Here is an 18,492-nt window from a genome sequence, read left to right as displayed (position 1 = left end):
GGCGGTAACGCCCCCGGTATCTTGTCGGATAGCCATGGCTTTGTGCCCTGGCATTCTTGGGGAGTCGCGCGTGACCAGTTTCCGCACCAATACCGACCGCCTGCTGGAAGTGCGCCTGCAGGATGAAAAAGTGCTGGCGATTGCCGGCGCCATGGTCGCCTACACGGGCAGCATCAAATTTGAAAAGTCCCTGCTCGGCGGCGAGGGCCTGTTCGGCGCGCTCAAGCGCAAGGTGACGAATGAAGGCATGCAGGTGATGCAGGCCGCCGGCACGGGTACCGTGTTTTTCGCGCAGAATGCGGCCGAGATTACCGTCATGGCGCTGGCCGGCGAAAAGCTGACCATCGAAAGCAGCAGCCTGCTGGCCTACGACACGAGCCTGAAGACGGGCACCAGCTTTGCGGGCCTGCGCGGCGCCAGCTCGGGCCAGGGCCTGTTTTCCACCACCGTCGAAGGCCATGGCAACCTGGCCGTCATTTCGCGCGGCAACCTGATCATGCTGGAAGTGACGCCCGCGCACCCGCTGCGCGTGGACCCGGACGCCTTCGTCGGCTTCAAGGGCGATATCCGCCAGGAATTCGTTTTTGATGTCAACTGGCGCACCATGATCGGCCAGAGCTCGGGCGAATCGTACCAGCACAAATTCACCGGCCAGGGCGTGGTGTTCATCCAGCCCGCCGAACGTTAAGTCAGCGAGGACCAGCGATGCCCGTCTATCAGCAGATCAATGAAAAGATGCTTGAGGTCAAACTCGGCAATGAAGAAGTGTTCGCCCGCAAGGGCGCCATGGTGTCGTACCAGGGCGACGTGGCGTTCAGCCGCTCCTTCCTGGCCGGCCAGGGCGTGCAAAGCCTGGCCATGCGCGCCGTCACGAACGAGGGCTATGCCCTGATGTCGGCGCGCGGTACGGGCAGCGTGTTTTACGCGCAGGGCGGCCTGTTCGTCAGTATCGTCCCCGTGCGCGGCGAAACGTTCTATGTGGAAAGCGAATCCTTGCTGGCCTTCGATGCGCGCCTGACGGCCGGCACCATGTTCCTCGGCAACCAGGGCGGCGTGCAGGGGGTGGTGCGCGGCATGGCCTCGGGCCAGGGCTTGTTTACCACCACCTTGCAAGGCACGGGCGAAGTGGCGATTTTGTCTGATGGCAATGCCATCGGCTTGCCCGTCACGCCGGACGTGCCCGTGTTTGTCGACCCGCAAGCGTATATCGGCCACACGGGCCAGCTGAGCTCGACCATCGTCACGGACCTGAACTGGAAAACCTTCGTCGGCCAGGCGTCCGGCGAATCGTACCAGGTGAAGTTTACGGGCCAGGGCACGGTCTACATCCAAGCGAGCGAAAGGTAAGCCATGACGATCTACAATCCCGATACCTTGCCGAAGAACGATAACCTGAACCGTTTTTCGTATGTCATCGACGTCAAGGAACAGATATTCATTCGCAAGGGCAAGATGATCGCCTTCTATGGCGAGCTGCGTTTCGAAGCCATGGGCAGCAGCGTGCTCGACCTGATCGTGCGCAACGCTTTCAATGCACCGAAATACGTGCACCACTTTGTCGTGGCGCAAGGGCAGGGCCAATTGATTTTGGGCGACAACGGCAACGACCTGGCGTGCTACGACCTGGACAACGCCAACATGACCATCCGCGCGAAAAACCTGCTGGGTTTTACCAAGGATGTGATTTGCCAGGAATCGACCTTGCCCGGCTATCTGACCATGATAGGCACCGGTAAAGTCATCGCTTCGTCGAACGGCCCCGTGCATTTCCTGGAGTTGCCGTGCCGCGTGGACGAGCAGGCCGTGCTGGGCTGGGCCGATTGCCCCAGCCCCTCGTATCACTACGATTACGCCCACGTGCAGGGCTGGGCCTCGGCCGCCGGCGCACTCACGGGTTTTACCCTGTCGGGCGAGGAAAAGCAGATCGACTTCACGGGCGCCGGCACGGTGCTGGTGCAGTCGTCCGAGCTGGACGTGACGGGCAGCTCGGCCCTGGCCCAGCTGCTGGCGCAATTGCCGCTGCTGGGCAAGGAAGACCTGGGGACCTTGAGTCTTTCTGTCCAGCAGCAGATGAAAGAACAGCGCTAAGCTACCTGACGGTCGCCCAGCCGGGCGGCCGTTTTTCAAGGAAGGCGGCAACGCCTTCTTCCGCATCTTCTTCCATCATATTGCGTGCCATCACGTCGCCCGCATACGCATACGCCTCGTCCAGCGGCAGCTGACGCTGCCGGTAGAACATGGCCTTGCCGTAGCGGATGGCCGTCGGGCTTTTCGCCATGATCTGCTGCGCCAGGCGCGCCACGGCCTCGTCGAGCGCCGCGTCGGCCACCGTTTCGTTGATCAGGCCCCAGTCGGCGGCCGTGTCGGCGTCGATGAAGCGGCCCGTCACCAGCATGTCGAAGGCCCGCTTGGGCGACACATTGCGCGACAGGGCGACCGATGGCGTGGCGCAGAACAGGCCCACGTTGATGCCGGAGACGGCAAAGCGCGCGGACGCGCCCGCCACGGCCAGGTCGCAGCTGGCCACCAGCTGGCAGCCGGCCGCCGTGGCGATGCCATGCACGCGGGCAATCACGGGCACGGGCAAGGCCTGGATCGCCTGCATCACGCGCGAGCATTGCGCAAACAGGGTTTGATAGTAATCAAGCTGGCGCGTGGCCTGCATCTGGCGCAAATCGTGGCCCGCGCAAAACGCCTTGCCTTCGGCAGCCAGCACCACGCAGCGCACGTGCGGCTGCTGCGCGATGGCATCGAACGCTTCCTGCAGCGCGGCCAGCATGGCTTCCGACAGGGCATTGAATTGCAGGGGACGGTTCAGGCGCAGGGTGACGATGCCATCCTGCTCTTCGCGCAGCACCAGCGGCGCTGCGGTGTCCTGGGTATCGGGTGTTGCGGTCATGCGGTCTCCAGTGGCCTGATGGCCTGTTTTTATGGAAAAGCCTACTTGGCGGCGTTGACGCTGCCGATGCCGGCGATCGACTTGTGCACGATCTTCGGCTTGCCGTAATACGTCAGTTCGCCCATGCCGCGCACCACGGCGTTCAGCTCGCCCGAGGAATACACTTTGACGGAGCCGATGCCCTCGAAATTCACGTCGACGTTTTTCGCCAGCAAGGCTTTCGTATCGACTTCGCCCACGCCCTGCGCCTTCAGGCGCAGCCAGTCGACCTGGCCATCGGCGGCCAGGCGGCCCGCGCCCTTGTAGCTGATGTCGACCCGTGGACCATTGAGCTTGGTCAAGATCTTCTCGCCCGCACCTTCCGCGATCAGCTTGCGCAAGGTGGGCATGGTGATGATGATGCGCGGGTCGCCCTCGGTCTTCTTGATATCTTTATCCTTCATGGAAATTTTCAGCTCGCCGTCGACCACTTCCGTGATGACGCCGCTGAGGAATTTCTGGTCGCCGCGCAGCAGCAGGCTTTGCTCCTTGCCCGATTCCACTTCGATGCTGATGGGGCCGCGGATATCGATGGCGTTGAAGGCGGCGACCGTGCGGGTTTGCTCGTCGGCATGCGCGAGGCTGGCGAGGCAAGCGAGGGACAGGACTGGCAACAGGAACAGAGGACGCATGGCGGTTTCCTTGAGTAGTTGATCAGCGTATTCTATGTTGCAACATCTCCAACGGGGAGAAATTTGCGATGAACGGCACAAATCGCATCGGCCAGCCGCGCGCCCGGCCAGGCATCATTGGGCTATGCTGTGGCGTACCGCGTCCTGGAGACCAGATGAAAAATTACCACAAAGAAGATTATCCCGTCGCCGATATCCGCCGCTTCCTCGAACCGGGGCCGGTGGTGCTTGTCAGTTCAACGTGGAACGGGGAAAGCGACGTCATGACCATGGCCTGGCACATGCTGATGGAGTTGTCGCCATCGTTGCTGGGCTGCTTTATTTCCGACGCGAACCACAGCCATGAAATGATCAAGCGCAGCATGGAGTGCGTGATCAACCTGCCCACGGCCGACATGGTCGACCAGGTGGTGGCCATCGGCAATTGCAGCGGCGAAGACACGGACAAGTTCACGGCCTTCGGCCTGACGCCGCAGCCAGCCGAGCTGGTGGGCGCGCCGCTGATCGCCGAGTGCTACGCCAACTTCGAATGCAAGCTGGCGCAGGTGGCGGGCAACCCGAAGGGCGGCTTCTTCATCTTCGAGTGCGTGAAAGCCCACGTGGCCACATCGCCCAAGCTGCCTGAAACCCTGCATTACCGGGGCAATGGCGAGTTCATGGTATCGGGCCGGACCATCAGCCGCAAGAGCCTGATGAAACCTGAAATGTCGTAGGTCGGATTAGCGCGGCTATGCCGCGCGTAATCCGACGACATTGTTGACGCTTAAATCACCCCTTGCGCCAGCATCGCATCGGCCACTTTGACGAAGCCGGCGATATTGGCGCCATCGACGTAACTGACGGTGCCATCGGCACGCGTGCCGTACTGCTTGCACGCCGCATGGATGCCCTGCATGATCTGCAGCAAACGCGCGTCGACTTCTTCGCGCGGCCAGGAAATGCGGGCCGCGTTCTGGCTCATTTCCAGGCCAGAGGTGGCCACGCCGCCCGCATTGCTGGCCTTGCCTGGCGCGTACAGCACGCCGGCCGCCTCGAAGGCCTTGGCCGCTTCGATGGTGGTCGGCATGTTGGCGCCTTCGGCAACGCACTGCACGCCATTGGCGATGAGCAGGCGCGCATCGGCGATATCGAGTTCATTTTGCGTGGCGCAGGGCAGGGCGATGTCGACCGGCACATGCCATGGCGACACGCCCGCTTCGAAGCGCACGCCCGTGCGCGCGGCATAGTCGCTCACGCGGCCATACAAATGGTTCTTGACCTCCATCAGGATGGCCAGCTTTTCCGGCGTAAAACCGGCTTCGTCGATGACGGTGCCGCTCGAATCGGAGACGGTGATGACTTTCGCGCCCATGGCCATGGCTTTTTCCACCGCGTATTGCGCCACGTTGCCCGAACCGGAAACGGAGACGCGCATGCCTTCGAACGAGCGGCCCCGCGTTTTCAGCATTTCCTGCGCAAAATACACGGTGCCGTAGCCCGTCGCTTCCGGCCGCATCAGCGAGCCGCCGAAGCTGGCGCCCTTGCCCGTGAACACGCAGTCGGCGCGGTTGCTGAGCTTTTTCATCATGCCGGCCATATAGCCTACTTCGCGCCCACCCACGCCGATGTCGCCGGCCGGCACGTCCGTGTCCGAACCCACGTGGCGGAACAGTTCGCTGACGAAGGCCTGGCAAAAGCGCATCACTTCGCCCGGGCTCTTGCCCTTCGGATCGAAATCGGCGCCGCCCTTGCCGCCGCCCATCGGTAACGTGGTCAGCGCATTCTTGAACGTCTGTTCGAAGGCGAGGAATTTCAGCACGGACAAAGTGACGGAAGGGTGGAAGCGGATGCCGCCCTTGTACGGCCCGATGGCCATGCTGTGCTGGATGCGGTAGCCGCGGTTGACTTGTACCTGCCCATGGTCGTCGACCCACGACACGCGGAACATCACCACGCGCTCTGGCTCGATCAAGCGTTCCAGCAAGCCTTGTTCCGCGTATTTCGGGTGCTGTTCCAGGAACGGCCACAAGCTCTCCATGACTTCGGTGACGGCTTGCAGAAACTCGGGCTGACCTGGATTGCGTGCGGCGACATGCTGGACATACTCGTGAGCAGATGCGTATTTCATCAGAATTCCATGGAGGTAATCGGTTATTTGGGCAACTATCATCGCAGATTTCGCACAAAAATGGTGCGGAAATTTGGTTTTGAGGGGTTTCTGCTACATTGTGGGGAGTTTTTTGCCTGGGCCTGCGGCGTAAAAGAGAGGCAGTGATCTGGTGAAATAAGCGGCCAGGAAACAAAAACGCCAGCCGTGAGGCTGGCGTCCTGGATCCGCTATGATCGGGATGCTGGCCGACACGAGCCGGTCGCGTACTGTTCCGGGAAAACCGATTTCTTACCGATGAGCAGTTGCATGGCACGTTGCCGAAGCGCGTGGCGCCGCTGGTGTGGTGTCCTGCATGCAACAGTATCGAGCAGGAAATAGCAAACGGTGCGCAAGCCGGGTACGGAGCGCGGCATGCTGGCGCGCCAGTAACGTGCCGCTGCCGATAGGCCGGAATGGGCCATCAGGGCACGCAGGTTGTTCAGCAGGCGTGCGTCGCGGATTCGCTGCGCCAGCGCCGGCGTCAGCCGCTCGAGATAGGGGGCGATAAGGGCGTCGATATTCAGAAAATGATCGAATTTGCGCGCCGGCGCCGTCATCTGCGGATGGTGTTGCCGGTAATGCAGCAGGATATTATTGCTGTAGCGGATGGACATGCCGGCGCTCAGGCAGCGTATCCAGTAATCGTAAGCGGCCCCTTCCTGTATTTGTTCGTTGAAGGGACCAATGCGAGAAAGCAATTTTTTGCTGAGCAGCACGCCCGATGGCTGAATGGGAGAGCCCAGCAGGCAGGCGGGCCAGGTGGCAAACTGCCGTGGCGTTGCCCAATCCACGGGATTGCCGCCATGGCTGTTAAGCGTGGCAACTTGCGATGCATACACAATTGCATCTGGCGTTTCAGATGCTTGTGCCTGTGCAAGTTGTTCAGCCAGTTTTTCAGGCAGCCAGATGTCATCGTCGTCGATGAAGGCCACCCATGGACAACGGGCGGCGGCCACTCCCGTATTCCTGGCGGCCGCCAGACCGCTTCCTGCATTCTGCAAGACGCTGACTTGCGGATAGGCTTGCCTCACGTAGGCGGCCGTGCCGTCGCTGCTGGCGTCGTCGACCAGCAGGATTTCTTGCGCGGGCCAGGACTGGGCCAGCAACGACTGCAAGGTCTCGTCGAGAAAGCCCCGCGACCAGCCATTCCTGGTGCAAATGACGGCACTTACTGCCGCCGCACCTGCATCGAGCGCGGCAGGCAGAGCGTGGACTGCGGCTACGCTCATGACGCCACTGCCGCAGGCGGCGCAACACGGATGCGGATGGCTGCGCCGTCTTGCCGGATTTCATACGGTTGCAATGTCAACGACGGGCAGGACGATTTTCCTGTTTGCAAGTCGAACGAGATTGCACAAGCCGGGCAATACACTTTACCGCTATCGCATCCGCCGTCGGCCAGGTCCACGCCATAATGCGGGCAGGCCGCGTCGTAGGCGCGGGTGCCGTCGTTGGTGTGTACCAGCATGATGCGATACGGCGCGGCATCGACGATGACGCGCTGCGTGTCCGGCCCGGCGGCAGGAAGCTGGCCATGTATGAGGCCGCTTTGCTGGTCGAGCTGGCCGGCGATGACGGGAACGGGAGGCGGCGTCTGCACCGGCGTGCTCGCCACGGGCGGGCCGAAGTTGTCTTCGCGTCGCAGATGCAGGACTTCATCATGGCCCTGCTCGATATCGGCGGCCCGGCGCCAGAATTCGCGCGAATAAAAGCAGGCGGGATCGAACGTCGGCCTGGAAGCATTCAGGCGCATGGAAACGGCTACCCGCGTGGCGTCTGTCGTATTCAGATGCGTGCCGTGCAGCACCTCGGGATCGAAGACCAGCATTTCGCCTGCCGCCAGGGGCAGATAGGTCGGCACAGGCAGGCGGTAGCCCGCTTGCAGGTAGAGCGTGCGCCGCTCGCAGGGCAGCGAGACGTTGGCCAATTCCGGATACAGCACCATGCCCGCTTCCGCCGGCACCTCGCCTATGGCCCACCAGATATTGCGCCCGTCGCGCGAATGGCCGGCCCAGCTATCGATGTGCGGACCGTGCGCCCAGGCTGCGGGCGGGTGGCCCCGGTGATACTCCTTTGGCGCATACACGGGGTCGACCACCTTGCGCATCTGGAATTCTTCGCGCACGGTAGCGCTGAGCCTGCCAATGCCGGGATTCTCGCTCGCCGGATTGGTCTTGCGGGCCACTTCGTAAGGGAAGTTGATGCGCAGGATCAAATAGTCATCCACATAGAAATCGCCATCCCAGCCCAGTATCTGGCGTCCGACGGCCGTTGCCATGGCGAGCAAGGGCTGGCGCAGGCGTTCCAGTACCTGGTTGCGCAAGGACGTCACATCGTCGGTGTCGATGACTTCGTGCAGCCGCTCGATGCCATGCTGGCGCAGCACCTGGGCCGCTGCCGTGCCCTTCATTTGCCCGACCGTGGAAATGATTTCACTGAGCACGCGCTCGGTCATCGTTTCCCAGTGGGCGAGTTCGCGGACGTGGCACTTCAGCCACACGCCCTGCGATGAGGATGGCAAGCTCATATTCATTGCTCCGTTGCCAGGGTGCGCAAGGTCTGCAAGCCGCGCAACGTGATCTGGCGCAACTCCTGTATCAGCGGCAGGGCTGCCTGGCGGGCGCGGTGATATTGATCGGCCGAGCGCGCGCGGTCCATGATGGCGCTCACGCAGTCGCCACCTTGCATCAGATCGACATCCCACGACGCCATGCCGATGGTCGACAGCATCGAGCGGCCCCTTTCATCATAGGAAAGGTTAATGCTGTGCGAACCCATGGCCAGGCACGGCAGGAAGCCGTGCAGGCGGTAGCTGACGTGCAGCTTGCAGGTGCGTAGCGCTTCGATGTAGCGGCCGACTTCGTCAAAGTACATGGGCGCCGCCTCCGGAAAGCCGGCCGCGAATTCGAGATCGATGTAATCGTGGCAGGCCAGATAGACGGGTTGCGCATATTCGGCACGCAGGGCGCTAATCAGGCGGCGCAGGTCTTCCGCGATGCGCCACTGCAATGTGGCAGGAACGCTCATGCGCATGGGGTGACGCACCGAAATGATCACGCCGCCCCTCGCCGCTTCGCCCTCGGCAGTCGGCGGCAGATACAGCGTGGGGCAGCCCCCGACCGTCACCCTGGCGCCAAGGTCGGCGAGGATTTCTTGCGAACCCGTGTCGCGCACCATGGCTACCTTGGCATGCTCGACCAAGTGTCGTATCGCAGCCGGGCTGAGTGCATCGGTGCGGTCTTCCATTTGCCCGTCGCGGCCCGTGATGCGGCCGTGGGACAGCCCCATCAGCATCATCGGACGGCGCAAGGCATTGACGGCCTGTACATCATAGGACAGCTGGCCGTTTTCAAACAGATTCCCGCCGCCCACGATGACGGCGTCGGCCAGGCGGTTCATGTCATAGATCTGGCGCGCTACCAGACCGCCGAACTGCGGCCCCTTCAAGGCGGGAATGCTGACGATATTGGTGGCCTCTCCGAACACCTCGTAGAGGAGCTCTGCCGTAGCGTAGCCGATGAGATCGTTGCCAATATTGCGAGTCGTGGGCCGCACCATGAAAATGTTCACTGCGTGTTCCTTCTAATGTTTTATTATTTAGTTAGTGAAAATGTTGCGCCGGCTGCTGTTAAAAGCGGCGACAGTTCCTACCCTCAGCGGCACTGCTGCGGCCGGCGTCATGCATGCGCCGGGTGCTGCTGCCATTCGTGCGATGCCGCCAGAACCTGCTATTTCATGGTGCTGGGCGAGAGCGTGATGTTTCAGAACGTACATTCATGGATGGCGGATAGGCCTGGTGACATTTATTGCGTGCGATTGGCTGCTTTCAAGCAAAGGAAGATCTTACTTTTATAGAAAATATGTTGCTTTAAAATATTATCTTACTTCATGCCGGCTGGTGTGCGAAGTTATTTTTTATTTATGTTCTTGTATCTCTCTAGCAACTCTTGATGCCTTTTCGTCGGCTGCATTGCGCACCAACGACAACGCCAGCCCGCAGGCTGGCGTTGTCGTCATTGCCGGGTGGATCAGCCCGCCACGCTGCGCAAGAGCAAGCCCGTGATGTAGGCGCCATAGGTGCCCAGCGCGTAGCCGAGCACGGCCAGCAGGACGCCGACGGGCGCCAAGGCAGGGTGGAAGGCGCTGGCGATGACGGGGGCCGAGGCGGCGCCGCCGATGTTCGCTTGCGATCCCACGGCCATGAAGAACAGCGGTGCGCGGATCAGCTTGGCGACGAGCAGCATCAGGCCGCCATGCACGGCGATCCAGATCAGACCCAGCAGGAACAGGAAAGGCTTGTCGAACAGGGCTTTCAAGTCCATGTGCATGCCGATCGTGGCCACCAGCACGTACAGCATGGCTGAGCCGATGGTCGAGGCACCCGCGCCTTCCAGGCTGCGCGCCCGGGTAAAGCTGAGCAGCAGGCCGAAGGTGGTGGCGAGCACGACGATCCAGAAGAAGTTCGATGTCAGGCTGTAATCCTGCAGGCGCCATTCTGCCGGCAGGGTGGCGATCCAGCTGATGATGGGGCCGGCCAGGAAGTGCGACAGGCCCGTCACGCCCAGGCCCACGCCGAGGATGATCATGATGTCGGTCAGGTTGGCGACGCGCGCGTGCTGGGCACGGTAGCTTTCGATGCTGTCCTTGAGCGCATTGATGGCCGTCAAGTCGGCGCCCGTCCAGCGGTCGAAGGCGCCCGCGCGGCCGGCCAGGAACAGCAGCACGGCCGTCCAGACGTTGGCCACCAGCACGTCGACGGCGACGAACTGGCCGAACAGGGTGGCGTCCACTTCAAACACTTCCTTCATGGCCGCCTGGTTGGCGCCGCCGCCTATCCACGAGCCGGCGACAGTCGTCATGCCGCGCCAGGTATCGCCCGCCACCGTTTCCGGGTGGATCAGCCGCAGCGCCTCGAACGAGACGAGAGCGCCCAGCATGACGCCGAGGGTTCCTGTAAGAAACATGATGATGGCCTTGGGGCCGAGGCGGATAATGCCGCCGAAATCGATGGCCACGCACAGCAGGACCAGCGCGCTGGGCAGCAGATAGTCGCGCGCCACGGCGTACAGGCCGGAGGCGTTGCCGTCGATGATGCCGAAGGTGTTGAGCAGCGCCGGGATCAGGTAGCACATCAGCAGCGACGGGATATAGGTATAAAACTTTTTCCAGAAGCCGTTGGCGCGCGAGGCGGTCCAGAAGACGCCCCCCAGGGTCATGGCAAGCAGGCCGAGGACGACGGCGTCATTGGTGATCAGGGCAGAGGTGGCAGGTGGCATCGGGGATTCCGGTGAACGTGTCAGGGACGCACCGGGTGCCGATCAGGCCCCCGGGCGCAGGGTGGCCGTATCGTATAGCAATGTTGAAGCCTAAACAAATTATTTAGGCGGCGCCAGTTGGAATTTTTCTTGTCAAATCAAACACTTGCGTACTGGTTTGCCGCCCCGCGCGCCAGACTGGCGGTTACAAATAGCGCGCCAGCAAGGCTTTGTTCAGCGCCCCGTCGAGTTCGATGCGCACGAAGTGGCCGCTGCCGGGCGCCACCTGGATCTCGCTGCCATCGTCGGCCAGCATGCGGGCGATGGTGAAGTCGCGGTTGCCGTCCGGGTGCAGGGCTTCGATACGGTCGCCCACGGCGAAGCGGTTTTTCACTTCCACCCTGGCCCAGCCATCCATCACGCTCAGCACGTCGCCCACGTACTGGCTGCGGTTCGCCTCGGACGCGCCGCGCATGTAGTTCTGGTGCGTCTGCGTGTGGTGGCGCTGGTAGAAACCGTCCGTGTAGCCGCGGTTGGCCAGGCCTTGCAGCTGGCCCAGCAGGCTGATGTCGAAGGGCCGGCCCGCCACCGCGTCGTCGATGGCCTGGCGGTAGACTTGCGCCGTGCGCGCCGCGTAGTACAGCGACTTGGTGCGGCCTTCGACCTTCAGCGAATCGACGCCGATCTTGACCAGACGCTCGATATGCTCGACGGCGCGCAAGTCCTTCGAATTCATGATGTAGGTGCCGTGCTCGTCTTCGAGGATCGGCATCAGCTGGCCCGGCCGCTGCGCTTCTTCGATGAAGTAGGGCTGGTCGGCCAGCGGGTGGCGCGGCTGCTGGTGCAGGGCGGAAAACGCATTGTTGTCGGCTTCGGCCAGCGCCTGGTGAAATTCCAGCGGCACCACCTGCATGCCGCCCAGGTCGCCGCTGGCGTCTTCCGCGGCATTCTTGATCTTGTAATCCCAGCGGCAGGAATTCGTGCACGTGCCCTGGTTCGGGTCGCGGTGGTTGAAATAGCCGGACAGCAGGCAGCGGCCCGAATAGGCGATGCACAGCGCGCCATGGACGAACACCTCGAGTTCCATTTCCGGGCAGCGCTGGCGGATTTCCTCGATCTCGTCGAGCGACAGTTCGCGCGACAGAATCACGCGCGTCAGCCCCATGCGGTGCCAGAATTTCACGTCGGCCCAGTTGACGGCATTCGCCTGCACCGATAAGTGCACGGGAATCTCCGGCCACTTGTCGCGCACCATCATGATCAGGCCCGGGTCGGCCATGATCAGGGCGTCGGGGCGCATGGCGATCACCGGTTCCATGTCGCGCAAATACGTTTTCAGCTTGGCGTTGTGGGCGAAGATATTGCTGGCGACAAAGAATTGCTTGCCGCGCGCATGGGCGCCATCAATTCCCTCCTGCAAGGCTTGCAAGGTCGAAAAATCGTTATTGCGCACGCGCAAGCTGTAGCGCGGCTGGCCCGCGTAGACGGCGTCGGCGCCATAGTCGAAGGCGGCATGCATCTTGGCCAGGGAGCCGGCAGGCAGGAGGAGTTCGGGAGCGTGGCGCATGGGATGGGCAAAGCCGGCGATTGTAGGCGGGCTGGCGCCAGATTGCCTTGCCTTGGGTCAAGGGATTGACATCCGACGCCCGGCAACGTCAGACGTAAGGCGTGCCCGCCAACGCCGCCTTCAGGCCGACATGCCCCTGGTCCACGAGGGCCAGGAAGCGGGCCTTGGCCAGCTGCGCGTCGCCATGCCGTGCGAAGGCACGGTGCGCTTCGATCAGGGCCGTGCTCCAGGTGGCCAGCAGCAGGCTGGCCGCCAGCCGGGCCTGGGGATCGTGCGCGTCGCGCCCCGTGCTGTCGGTCAGCGCCGTTGCCACCACTTGCGCCAGCTCGTCGCGGATGGCCCGCGCCCGCGATTTCAGGGTCTCGCTGGCCTCGATGGTGGCAATAAAACCCTGGCCGGCGGCAGAAAACGTGACGTAGGGACTGTCTTCCCGTACCAGCCGGTGCGCCAGCAGGCGCAGGGTTACGATCGGGGGCACCATGGGGTCGCGCTGGCGCAAGGCGGTGCGCAGCAGTTCGCGTCCCTCTTCCTCGCGGTCGAAGAACATGTCTTCCTTGCGGGGGAAGTGGTTGAACACCGTCATGCGTCCCACGCTGGCAGCCGCCGCGATCTCGTCCACCGTCACCTGCTCGAAGCCGCGCACGAAAAACAAGCGCGTGGCGGCATTCGAGATGGCTTGCCGGGTGGCAAGGCGTTTGCGGGAGCGGAGGTCGGAAGGAATCGTCATGTTGCTGCGATCATACACGAAGTGTACTGAGTACAGATAAGACTTGATGGTGCAGCCAGGCTGGGCGTACTATTTATGTACTGAGTACATATTTAGATTGAGTATATGAAAATAGCCATTCCGGCGACAGCGCTGCCTGTCATCTTTGCCACGGTCGCCCTCGACGCCGTCGGCATCGGCCTGATCTTCCCCATCCTGCCCGCGCTGCTGCGCGAGGTCACGCATGCCGATAATGTGGCGCCGTACATCGGCATCATGACGGCCCTGTATGCGTTGATGCAGTTCGTTTTTGCGCCCGTGCTGGGCGCGCTGAGCGACCGCCTGGGGCGGCGCCCCGTGCTGCTGCTTTCGCTGGCGGGCGCGGCCGTCAATTACCTGTTCCTAGCCTTCGCCCCCAGCCTGTGGATGCTGCTGCTGGGGCGCGCCATTGCCGGCTTGACCAGCGCCAATGTGTCCGTGGCCACGGCCTACATCACCGATATTTCTCCCGAGGAAACGCGGGCGCGCCGTTTCGGCTTGCTCAACGCCATGTTCGGCGCCGGCTTCATCATCGGCCCCGTGCTCGGTGGCGCACTGGGCGATTACGGATTGCGCCTGCCGTTCATGGCGGCGGCCATCTTGAATGCCGGCAACCTGCTGCTGGCGTTGCTGACGTTGCCGGAATCACGTCGGCCCACGGGCGAAAAAATCGACCTGCTGGCATTGAATCCATTGCGCCCGCTGCGCTGGGTGTTATCGCAGAAAAGCTTGCTGCCGATCACCGCCATTTTCTTTACCTTCAGCGCGGCCGGCGAGGTGTATGGCGTGTGCTGGGCCTTGTGGGGCCACGATGCGTTCGAGTGGAACGGGCTGTGGATCGGCTTGTCGCTGGGCGCCTTCGGCGTGTGCCAGGCGCTGGCCCAGGCCTTCCTGCCCGGTCCGGCCGTGAAGCTGCTGGGCGAGCGCGCCACCATCCTGGGGGGCGTGGCCTGCGCCTGCGTGGCCCTGGTCGTCATGGCCTTTGCCACCCGCAGCTGGATGATCTTCGCCATCATGCCCGTGTTCGCCCTGGGCGGCATCGGCGCGCCGGCCCTGCAGTCGCTGGCCACGCGGCAAGTTGCCGAGGACCGCCAAGGCCAGTTCCAGGGCGTGCTGGCCTCGTCCGTGAGCCTGGCGTCCGTGCTGTGCCCGCTGGTATTTTCCAGTATTTATTTTGGCGTCAGGGCGTACTGGCCCGGCGCCGTCTGGCTGTCGGTGATCGTCGTGTATGCGGGACTGGTGCCGCTCGTGCTGGGCCTGGACATCAGGACGCCAGCCCGCAAGCTGGCGTCCTGAGCTGTCAATCTGGCGTGACCGGCCCGGACTTAATGCGGGTGCGAGGCGCCGCTGGCGCTGCCGGCCTGCCCCGTCATGGGCAAGTGCTCGGGCGGCATGCCGTCCTTGAACAATTGACGCAGTTGCTGGCGCAGCTCCGGCGTGTCGTGGTGATGGTGTACCGAGACCGCGTGCTCCACAGCAATGCCCAATAGCTCCTCCTCGCTGTCGGCCGAGATGGCCACCGAGCAATTTGTGTCGCTTGGAAATTCCCGGCAATCGATGAATTTGCGCGTCATGATCGACTCCTTTCTGGAAAGAACGGGCACAGCGCCCGCTCCATTCAGTATAGGACGCAAAGCGGCCTGGCCTAGGCCGCGCGGCTCTCGCCGGCCGGTGCGTCGTCAAGACGGCGCACGCCGCCGCTGTGAGCCTGATGCGCCGTATCGGGCGCAAAATCGTCAACCTGGATCACACCGTCGATCAGGCGCGCATATTCCAGCAAGGTATTGTGCTCCTGGCAGTTGACGTTGCCCGCCGCTTTGGCCGTTGCCAGCCACTGTTGCATGGCGGACAGGCTTTGCGGCAGGTGCCGCAGGGCCGCGCCTTCGGGCGTGTCTTTCAGGCGTTTTTCGATGTGCAGGACCTCGGGCAGCAGGGCCAGCGCCCGCTCGGCGCAAGCCACGGGATCGCCGCCGTGGCTGCCATCGTTGGCCACATAACCGTCGGCCAGCAGGCGTTCGCGGTCGGCGCCGGGCGTTTGCAGGGCCAGCGCCACTTCGCTGCCCAGCTCGTCGGATGGCGGACGGTGGGGCAGGCTGAACGGGAACAGCAAGGTGTGCAGCAGCACGGCCAGCACGCGCGCGGGGAAATTGTCGAGCACGCCCGTCAAGCCCTGCTGCGCCTTGACAAGCGCGTCCTGCAGCGCCCAGTGCACGTACGGCAGGTCGGCCTCGGGCCGGCCATCGTCCTCGTAGCGCTTCAGCACGGATGAAGCCAGGTACAACTGCGCCAGCACGTCACCCAGCCGGGCCGACAGCCGCTCGCGGCGCTTGAGTTCGCCACCGAGCACGAACATCGACATATCCGTCATGACGGCAAACGCCGTCGACAGCCGCGTAAGCGCGCGGTAGTAGGGCGCCAGTGCGGGCGCGCCGGCATCGGGCACGGCCGCCAGACGCGCGCCGCCCAGTCCGTACCACAAGCCCCTGGCCAAGTTGCCCAGCACAAAGCCCACGTGGCCGAAGAAGGCCGCATCGAAATCGCGCAAGGCCTTGCGGCCGTCGCTTTCGTTGACGGCGGCCATTTCCCTGAGTACATACGGATGCGCGCGGATGGCGCCCTGACCGAAGATGATCAGGCTGCGCGTGAGGATGTTGGCCCCTTCGACGGTGATCGCGATGGGGATTTGCTGGTAGGCGCTGGCGAGGAAATTGTTCGGACCCACGCAGATGCCCTTGCCGCCGAGAATGTCCATGCCGTCGTTGACGAGCGCGCGGCCCCGTTCCGTCACATGGTATTTGACGATGGCGGAAATGACGGCCGGCTTTTCGCCCAGGTCAACGGCATGCGCGGCCAGAGTGCGGGCCGCATCCATCAGGTACAGGTTGGCGCCCATGCGGGCCAGCGCTTCCTGCACGCCTTCGAACTTGCCGATCGGCATGTTGAACTGGCGCCGCACGGCCGCATACGCGCCGGTGCCGCGCACGGCCATCTTGCCCATGCCCACGCTGGACGAGGGCAGAGAGATGGCGCGTCCGGCCGCCAGGCATTCCATCAGCATGCGCCATCCTTTGCCCACTTGCGCCTGGCCGCCGATGACCCAGTCGATAGGGATAAAGACATCGTTGCCGGACGTGGGGCCGTTCTGGAAGGCGGCGTTCAAGGGATGGTGGCGGCGGCCGATTACCACGCCGTCGTGGCTGGCGGGGATCAGGGCGCAGGTGATGCCGGGCGTATCGTTGTCGGAGAGCAAGTGGTCGGGATCGCTGGTCTGGAATGCCAGCCCCAGCAAGGTCGCCACGGGGGCCAGGGTGATGTAGCGCTTGTTCCAGGTGAGGCGGAAACCCAGGGTAGCTCTTCCCTCATGCATGCCCATGCACACGACGCCCAGGTCGGGGATGGCGGCCGCGTCGGAGCCCGCATACGGGCTGGTCAGGGCAAAGCAGGGAATCTCGATGCCGGCGGCCAATCGCGGCAGATAATGGTTTTTCTGTTCTTCGGTGCCGTAGTGCAGCAGTAGTTCGGCTGGCCCCAGCGAATTGGGCACCATCACGGTCACGGCCAGCGCCGAGCATCGGCTCGACAGTTTCATCACCACTTGCGAATGCATGTAGGCGGAGAACTGCTTGCCGCCGTATTGCCTGGGAATGATCATGCCGAGGAAACCCTGGCTTTTCATATAGGCCCAGGCTTGCGGTGGCAAGTCGAGCTGCTGCTGCGTTTCCCAGTCGTCGACCAGCTCGCACAGGCGCTCGACATCATGCTCGAGAAAGTGGCGCTCCTCGGCGGTGAGCGTGGCGCGGCCATACGCCAGCAATTTTGTCCAGTCGGGCTGGCCGGAAAACAGATCGGCATCCCACCACGTAGTGCCCGCCTCGAGGGCGTCGCGTTCCGTGCCGGACATCGTCGGCAAGATGCGCTTGAACAGAGCCAGCAGGTACGGGGTAATCAGGGCACGGCGCACGGGGCCGGGCGCGAACAGTAAAGCCAAGCCCAGCAGGGCCACCATTAATATGATCGTCAGCATGCGATATCTCCCTGTGTCATGACGACAGGGTAGGCCGATGCGGTCGATGTTACTGTGCGGTACAGCGCATACGCAGCAACGCCAACCGCATGGGTTGGCGTTGTGGGAGAACACGGTTGCCGGTGTTAGCCGGCGCTAACGGTATTAGCGTTGCGGAACGACAATCACCGTGTCGCCCGTCTTGCCCTTGGCACCGTCGTCGCCTTTGGCGCCATCGTTGCCTTGTGCACCGGTAGCGCCCTTGGCACCATCGTAGCCGGCGGCACCGCTGTCGCCGGTCTGGCCCGTGGCGCCGGTGGCACCGGTCGCGCCGGCAGGAGCTTCAGCGCCTTTGGCACCGGTAGCGCCGGCAGGACCAGGCGCGCCTGCAGGGCCGGGAACGACTTGGACGACGGGAGGCGCAGGTGGCGCTTCGCGCTGGCAAGCGGTCAGGGCGAGGGTAGAGGCGAGCGCGAGCAATATCAGGGTAGGTTTCATGATGCATCCTTTGGCAGTGAGCCGTAATGTACGGAACGGCTCGACGGCGTCGGGCGCGAGTTTCGCATGGCGGTGTGGCGGGAGAGCTGACCAGCCGACCCATCAGCCGTGTCGCGCAGGGTGCTGGCGGCGGGAGGGGAAGTGATGGTCTGCCTGCAGCATGGGCCCTTGGGCGGCTGCAGTCCGTTCGTTTGCGTACATAGCGGCGGATGGATGCCATGGTGTTGTTTGCAGGCGAAAACAAAAAAGCCAACCCGGAGGTTGGCTGAGGATGTTCAGAGCGGGCTGGCAGCTCCCTGATTGACCGTCTGGTGCTGCCTGGCGCGTTTATTTAACGGTGAAACTTTTGTCGTAGCCACCATTCGTACTTGTATATCCTAATGTGTCACGGAACGCTGTCCAGCCAACCACCCATTGCCCCGCTTTGGCGCCTGCGGGTATTGTCACCGTCGAACTGAAAGTAGCATGCTTCGCGTCGCCGGATGCCAGCACCCAATTGCTGTCGATGCGGGTGCCGCCGATATCGGCGATGCTGTGCCAATAGGGATTGGGCAGGGCGCTGAGATTGATCCCGGTGGCATCTGTCACGGTCACCGTGGCCGTCACGAATTGGCTTGCCTGCGAGACATCAACGGTGGTGGGATTGACGGTGATGGCTGAAACGGTGGGACCCGATGTGTCGCTGAGCTCATTACTTTGCACGGTGAAACTCTTTTCGTAGCCGCC

18 protein-coding genes are annotated in these 18,492 nt (G+C 63.0%); 5 read left to right on the top strand and 13 right to left on the bottom strand.

The genetic code is table 11. The annotated features are described in order from the left end of the window. Positions 1 to 34: 34 nt before the first annotated feature. From ACQ4WQ_RS12625 to ACQ4WQ_RS12615, 3 genes are read left to right on the top strand one after another with little or no spacing between them, the layout of a single operon-like run. A complete protein-coding gene (locus ACQ4WQ_RS12625) occupies positions 35 to 688 on the top strand; it encodes an AIM24 family protein (RefSeq protein ID WP_083287479.1) in 654 nt (217 codons plus the stop codon). A gap of 17 nt (positions 689 to 705) precedes the next feature. Next, a complete protein-coding gene (locus tag ACQ4WQ_RS12620) occupies positions 706 to 1,347 on the top strand; it encodes an AIM24 family protein (protein WP_436497498.1) in 642 nt (213 codons plus the stop codon). Between the two features lie 3 nt (positions 1,348 to 1,350). Further along, entirely contained in the window at positions 1,351 to 2,088 is a 738-nt protein-coding gene (locus tag ACQ4WQ_RS12615) for an AIM24 family protein (RefSeq protein WP_436497496.1), read from the top strand. Between the two features lies 1 nt (position 2,089). Here the strand turns inward: ACQ4WQ_RS12615 and ACQ4WQ_RS12610 are convergent, their stop codons facing one another. Both ACQ4WQ_RS12610 and ACQ4WQ_RS12605 read right to left on the bottom strand, forming a co-directional pair. Then, positions 2,090 to 2,899 (bottom strand): enoyl-CoA hydratase, encoded by an 810-nt coding sequence (locus ACQ4WQ_RS12610; protein WP_436497494.1) that lies wholly within the window; start codon positions 2,897 to 2,899, stop codon positions 2,090 to 2,092. Between the two features lie 41 nt (positions 2,900 to 2,940). Beyond that, the gene (locus tag ACQ4WQ_RS12605; protein ID WP_436497492.1) at positions 2,941 to 3,570 is read right to left on the bottom strand and encodes a head GIN domain-containing protein; all 630 of its coding nucleotides are present in this window, start codon (positions 3,568 to 3,570) and stop codon (positions 2,941 to 2,943) included. Positions 3,571 to 3,725: 155 nt separating this feature from the next. On the opposite strand from ACQ4WQ_RS12605, the gene ACQ4WQ_RS12600 reads away from it, so the two are divergent. Then, the gene (locus ACQ4WQ_RS12600) at positions 3,726 to 4,283 is read left to right on the top strand and encodes a flavin reductase family protein (protein ID WP_326458813.1); all 558 of its coding nucleotides are present in this window, start codon (positions 3,726 to 3,728) and stop codon (positions 4,281 to 4,283) included. A 50-nt stretch (positions 4,284 to 4,333) separates the two neighbouring features. Here ACQ4WQ_RS12600 and gdhA read toward each other — a convergent pair whose 3' ends face one another. The 7 genes from gdhA to ACQ4WQ_RS12565 form a co-directional block, all read right to left on the bottom strand. Then, positions 4,334 to 5,677, bottom strand: a complete 1,344-nt coding sequence (gene gdhA, locus ACQ4WQ_RS12595; RefSeq protein ID WP_436497490.1) for an NADP-specific glutamate dehydrogenase — start codon at positions 5,675 to 5,677, stop codon at positions 4,334 to 4,336. 209 nt (positions 5,678 to 5,886) lie between these two features. Beyond that, the gene (locus tag ACQ4WQ_RS12590; protein ID WP_436497488.1) at positions 5,887 to 6,927 is read right to left on the bottom strand and encodes a glycosyltransferase family 2 protein; all 1,041 of its coding nucleotides are present in this window, start codon (positions 6,925 to 6,927) and stop codon (positions 5,887 to 5,889) included. After that, a complete protein-coding gene (locus ACQ4WQ_RS12585; RefSeq protein ID WP_436497486.1) occupies positions 6,924 to 8,225 on the bottom strand; it encodes a Rieske 2Fe-2S domain-containing protein in 1,302 nt (433 codons plus the stop codon). Before ACQ4WQ_RS12585 ends, ACQ4WQ_RS12590 begins: the two co-directional genes overlap by 4 nt. A 2-nt stretch (positions 8,226 to 8,227) precedes the next feature. After that, positions 8,228 to 9,268, bottom strand: coding sequence for a polysaccharide pyruvyl transferase family protein (locus ACQ4WQ_RS12580; RefSeq protein WP_436497484.1), 1,041 nt, complete (start codon positions 9,266 to 9,268; stop codon positions 8,228 to 8,230). A 458-nt stretch (positions 9,269 to 9,726) separates the two neighbouring features. Further along, positions 9,727 to 10,974 carry a DUF819 family protein gene (locus tag ACQ4WQ_RS12575; protein WP_436497482.1) on the bottom strand — a complete coding sequence of 416 codons (1,248 nt, stop codon included), beginning with the start codon at positions 10,972 to 10,974 and terminating at the stop codon, positions 9,727 to 9,729. Between the two features lie 184 nt (positions 10,975 to 11,158). After that, positions 11,159 to 12,520: a prephenate-dependent tRNA uridine(34) hydroxylase TrhP gene (trhP, locus tag ACQ4WQ_RS12570; RefSeq protein ID WP_436497480.1), complete on the bottom strand. Its 1,362-nt coding sequence runs from the start codon at positions 12,518 to 12,520 to the stop codon at positions 11,159 to 11,161. 88 nt (positions 12,521 to 12,608) lie between these two features. Next, entirely contained in the window at positions 12,609 to 13,247 is a 639-nt protein-coding gene (locus ACQ4WQ_RS12565; protein WP_436497478.1) for a TetR/AcrR family transcriptional regulator, read from the bottom strand. 105 nt (positions 13,248 to 13,352) lie between these two features. On the opposite strand from ACQ4WQ_RS12565, the gene ACQ4WQ_RS12560 reads away from it, so the two are divergent. Next, the gene (locus tag ACQ4WQ_RS12560; protein ID WP_436497476.1) at positions 13,353 to 14,561 is read left to right on the top strand and encodes a TCR/Tet family MFS transporter; all 1,209 of its coding nucleotides are present in this window, start codon (positions 13,353 to 13,355) and stop codon (positions 14,559 to 14,561) included. Between the two features lie 29 nt (positions 14,562 to 14,590). Here ACQ4WQ_RS12560 and ACQ4WQ_RS12555 read toward each other — a convergent pair whose 3' ends face one another. From ACQ4WQ_RS12555 to ACQ4WQ_RS12540, 4 genes are all read right to left on the bottom strand, one after another. Further along, entirely contained in the window at positions 14,591 to 14,839 is a 249-nt protein-coding gene (locus ACQ4WQ_RS12555) for a DUF1059 domain-containing protein (protein ID WP_436497474.1), read from the bottom strand. Positions 14,840 to 14,910: 71 nt separating this feature from the next. Beyond that, positions 14,911 to 17,289 (bottom strand): acyl-CoA dehydrogenase, encoded by a 2,379-nt coding sequence (locus tag ACQ4WQ_RS12550; protein WP_436497472.1) that lies wholly within the window; start codon positions 17,287 to 17,289, stop codon positions 14,911 to 14,913. 144 nt (positions 17,290 to 17,433) lie between these two features. Then, positions 17,434 to 17,766 (bottom strand): collagen-like protein, encoded by a 333-nt coding sequence (locus tag ACQ4WQ_RS12545; RefSeq protein ID WP_436497471.1) that lies wholly within the window; start codon positions 17,764 to 17,766, stop codon positions 17,434 to 17,436. Between the two features lie 327 nt (positions 17,767 to 18,093). Beyond that, positions 18,094 to 18,492 (bottom strand): DUF7034 domain-containing protein (locus ACQ4WQ_RS12540; protein ID WP_436497469.1); only part of this gene is annotated, 399 nt, incomplete at its 5' end.

Origin of the sequence: Janthinobacterium goodfellowi (genome assembly GCF_051380695.1) — a bacterium.
In the GTDB taxonomy this organism is placed as follows: Bacteria; Pseudomonadota; Gammaproteobacteria; order Burkholderiales; family Burkholderiaceae_D; genus Janthinobacterium.
This window is presented reverse-complemented; position numbering and strand designations above follow the sequence as displayed.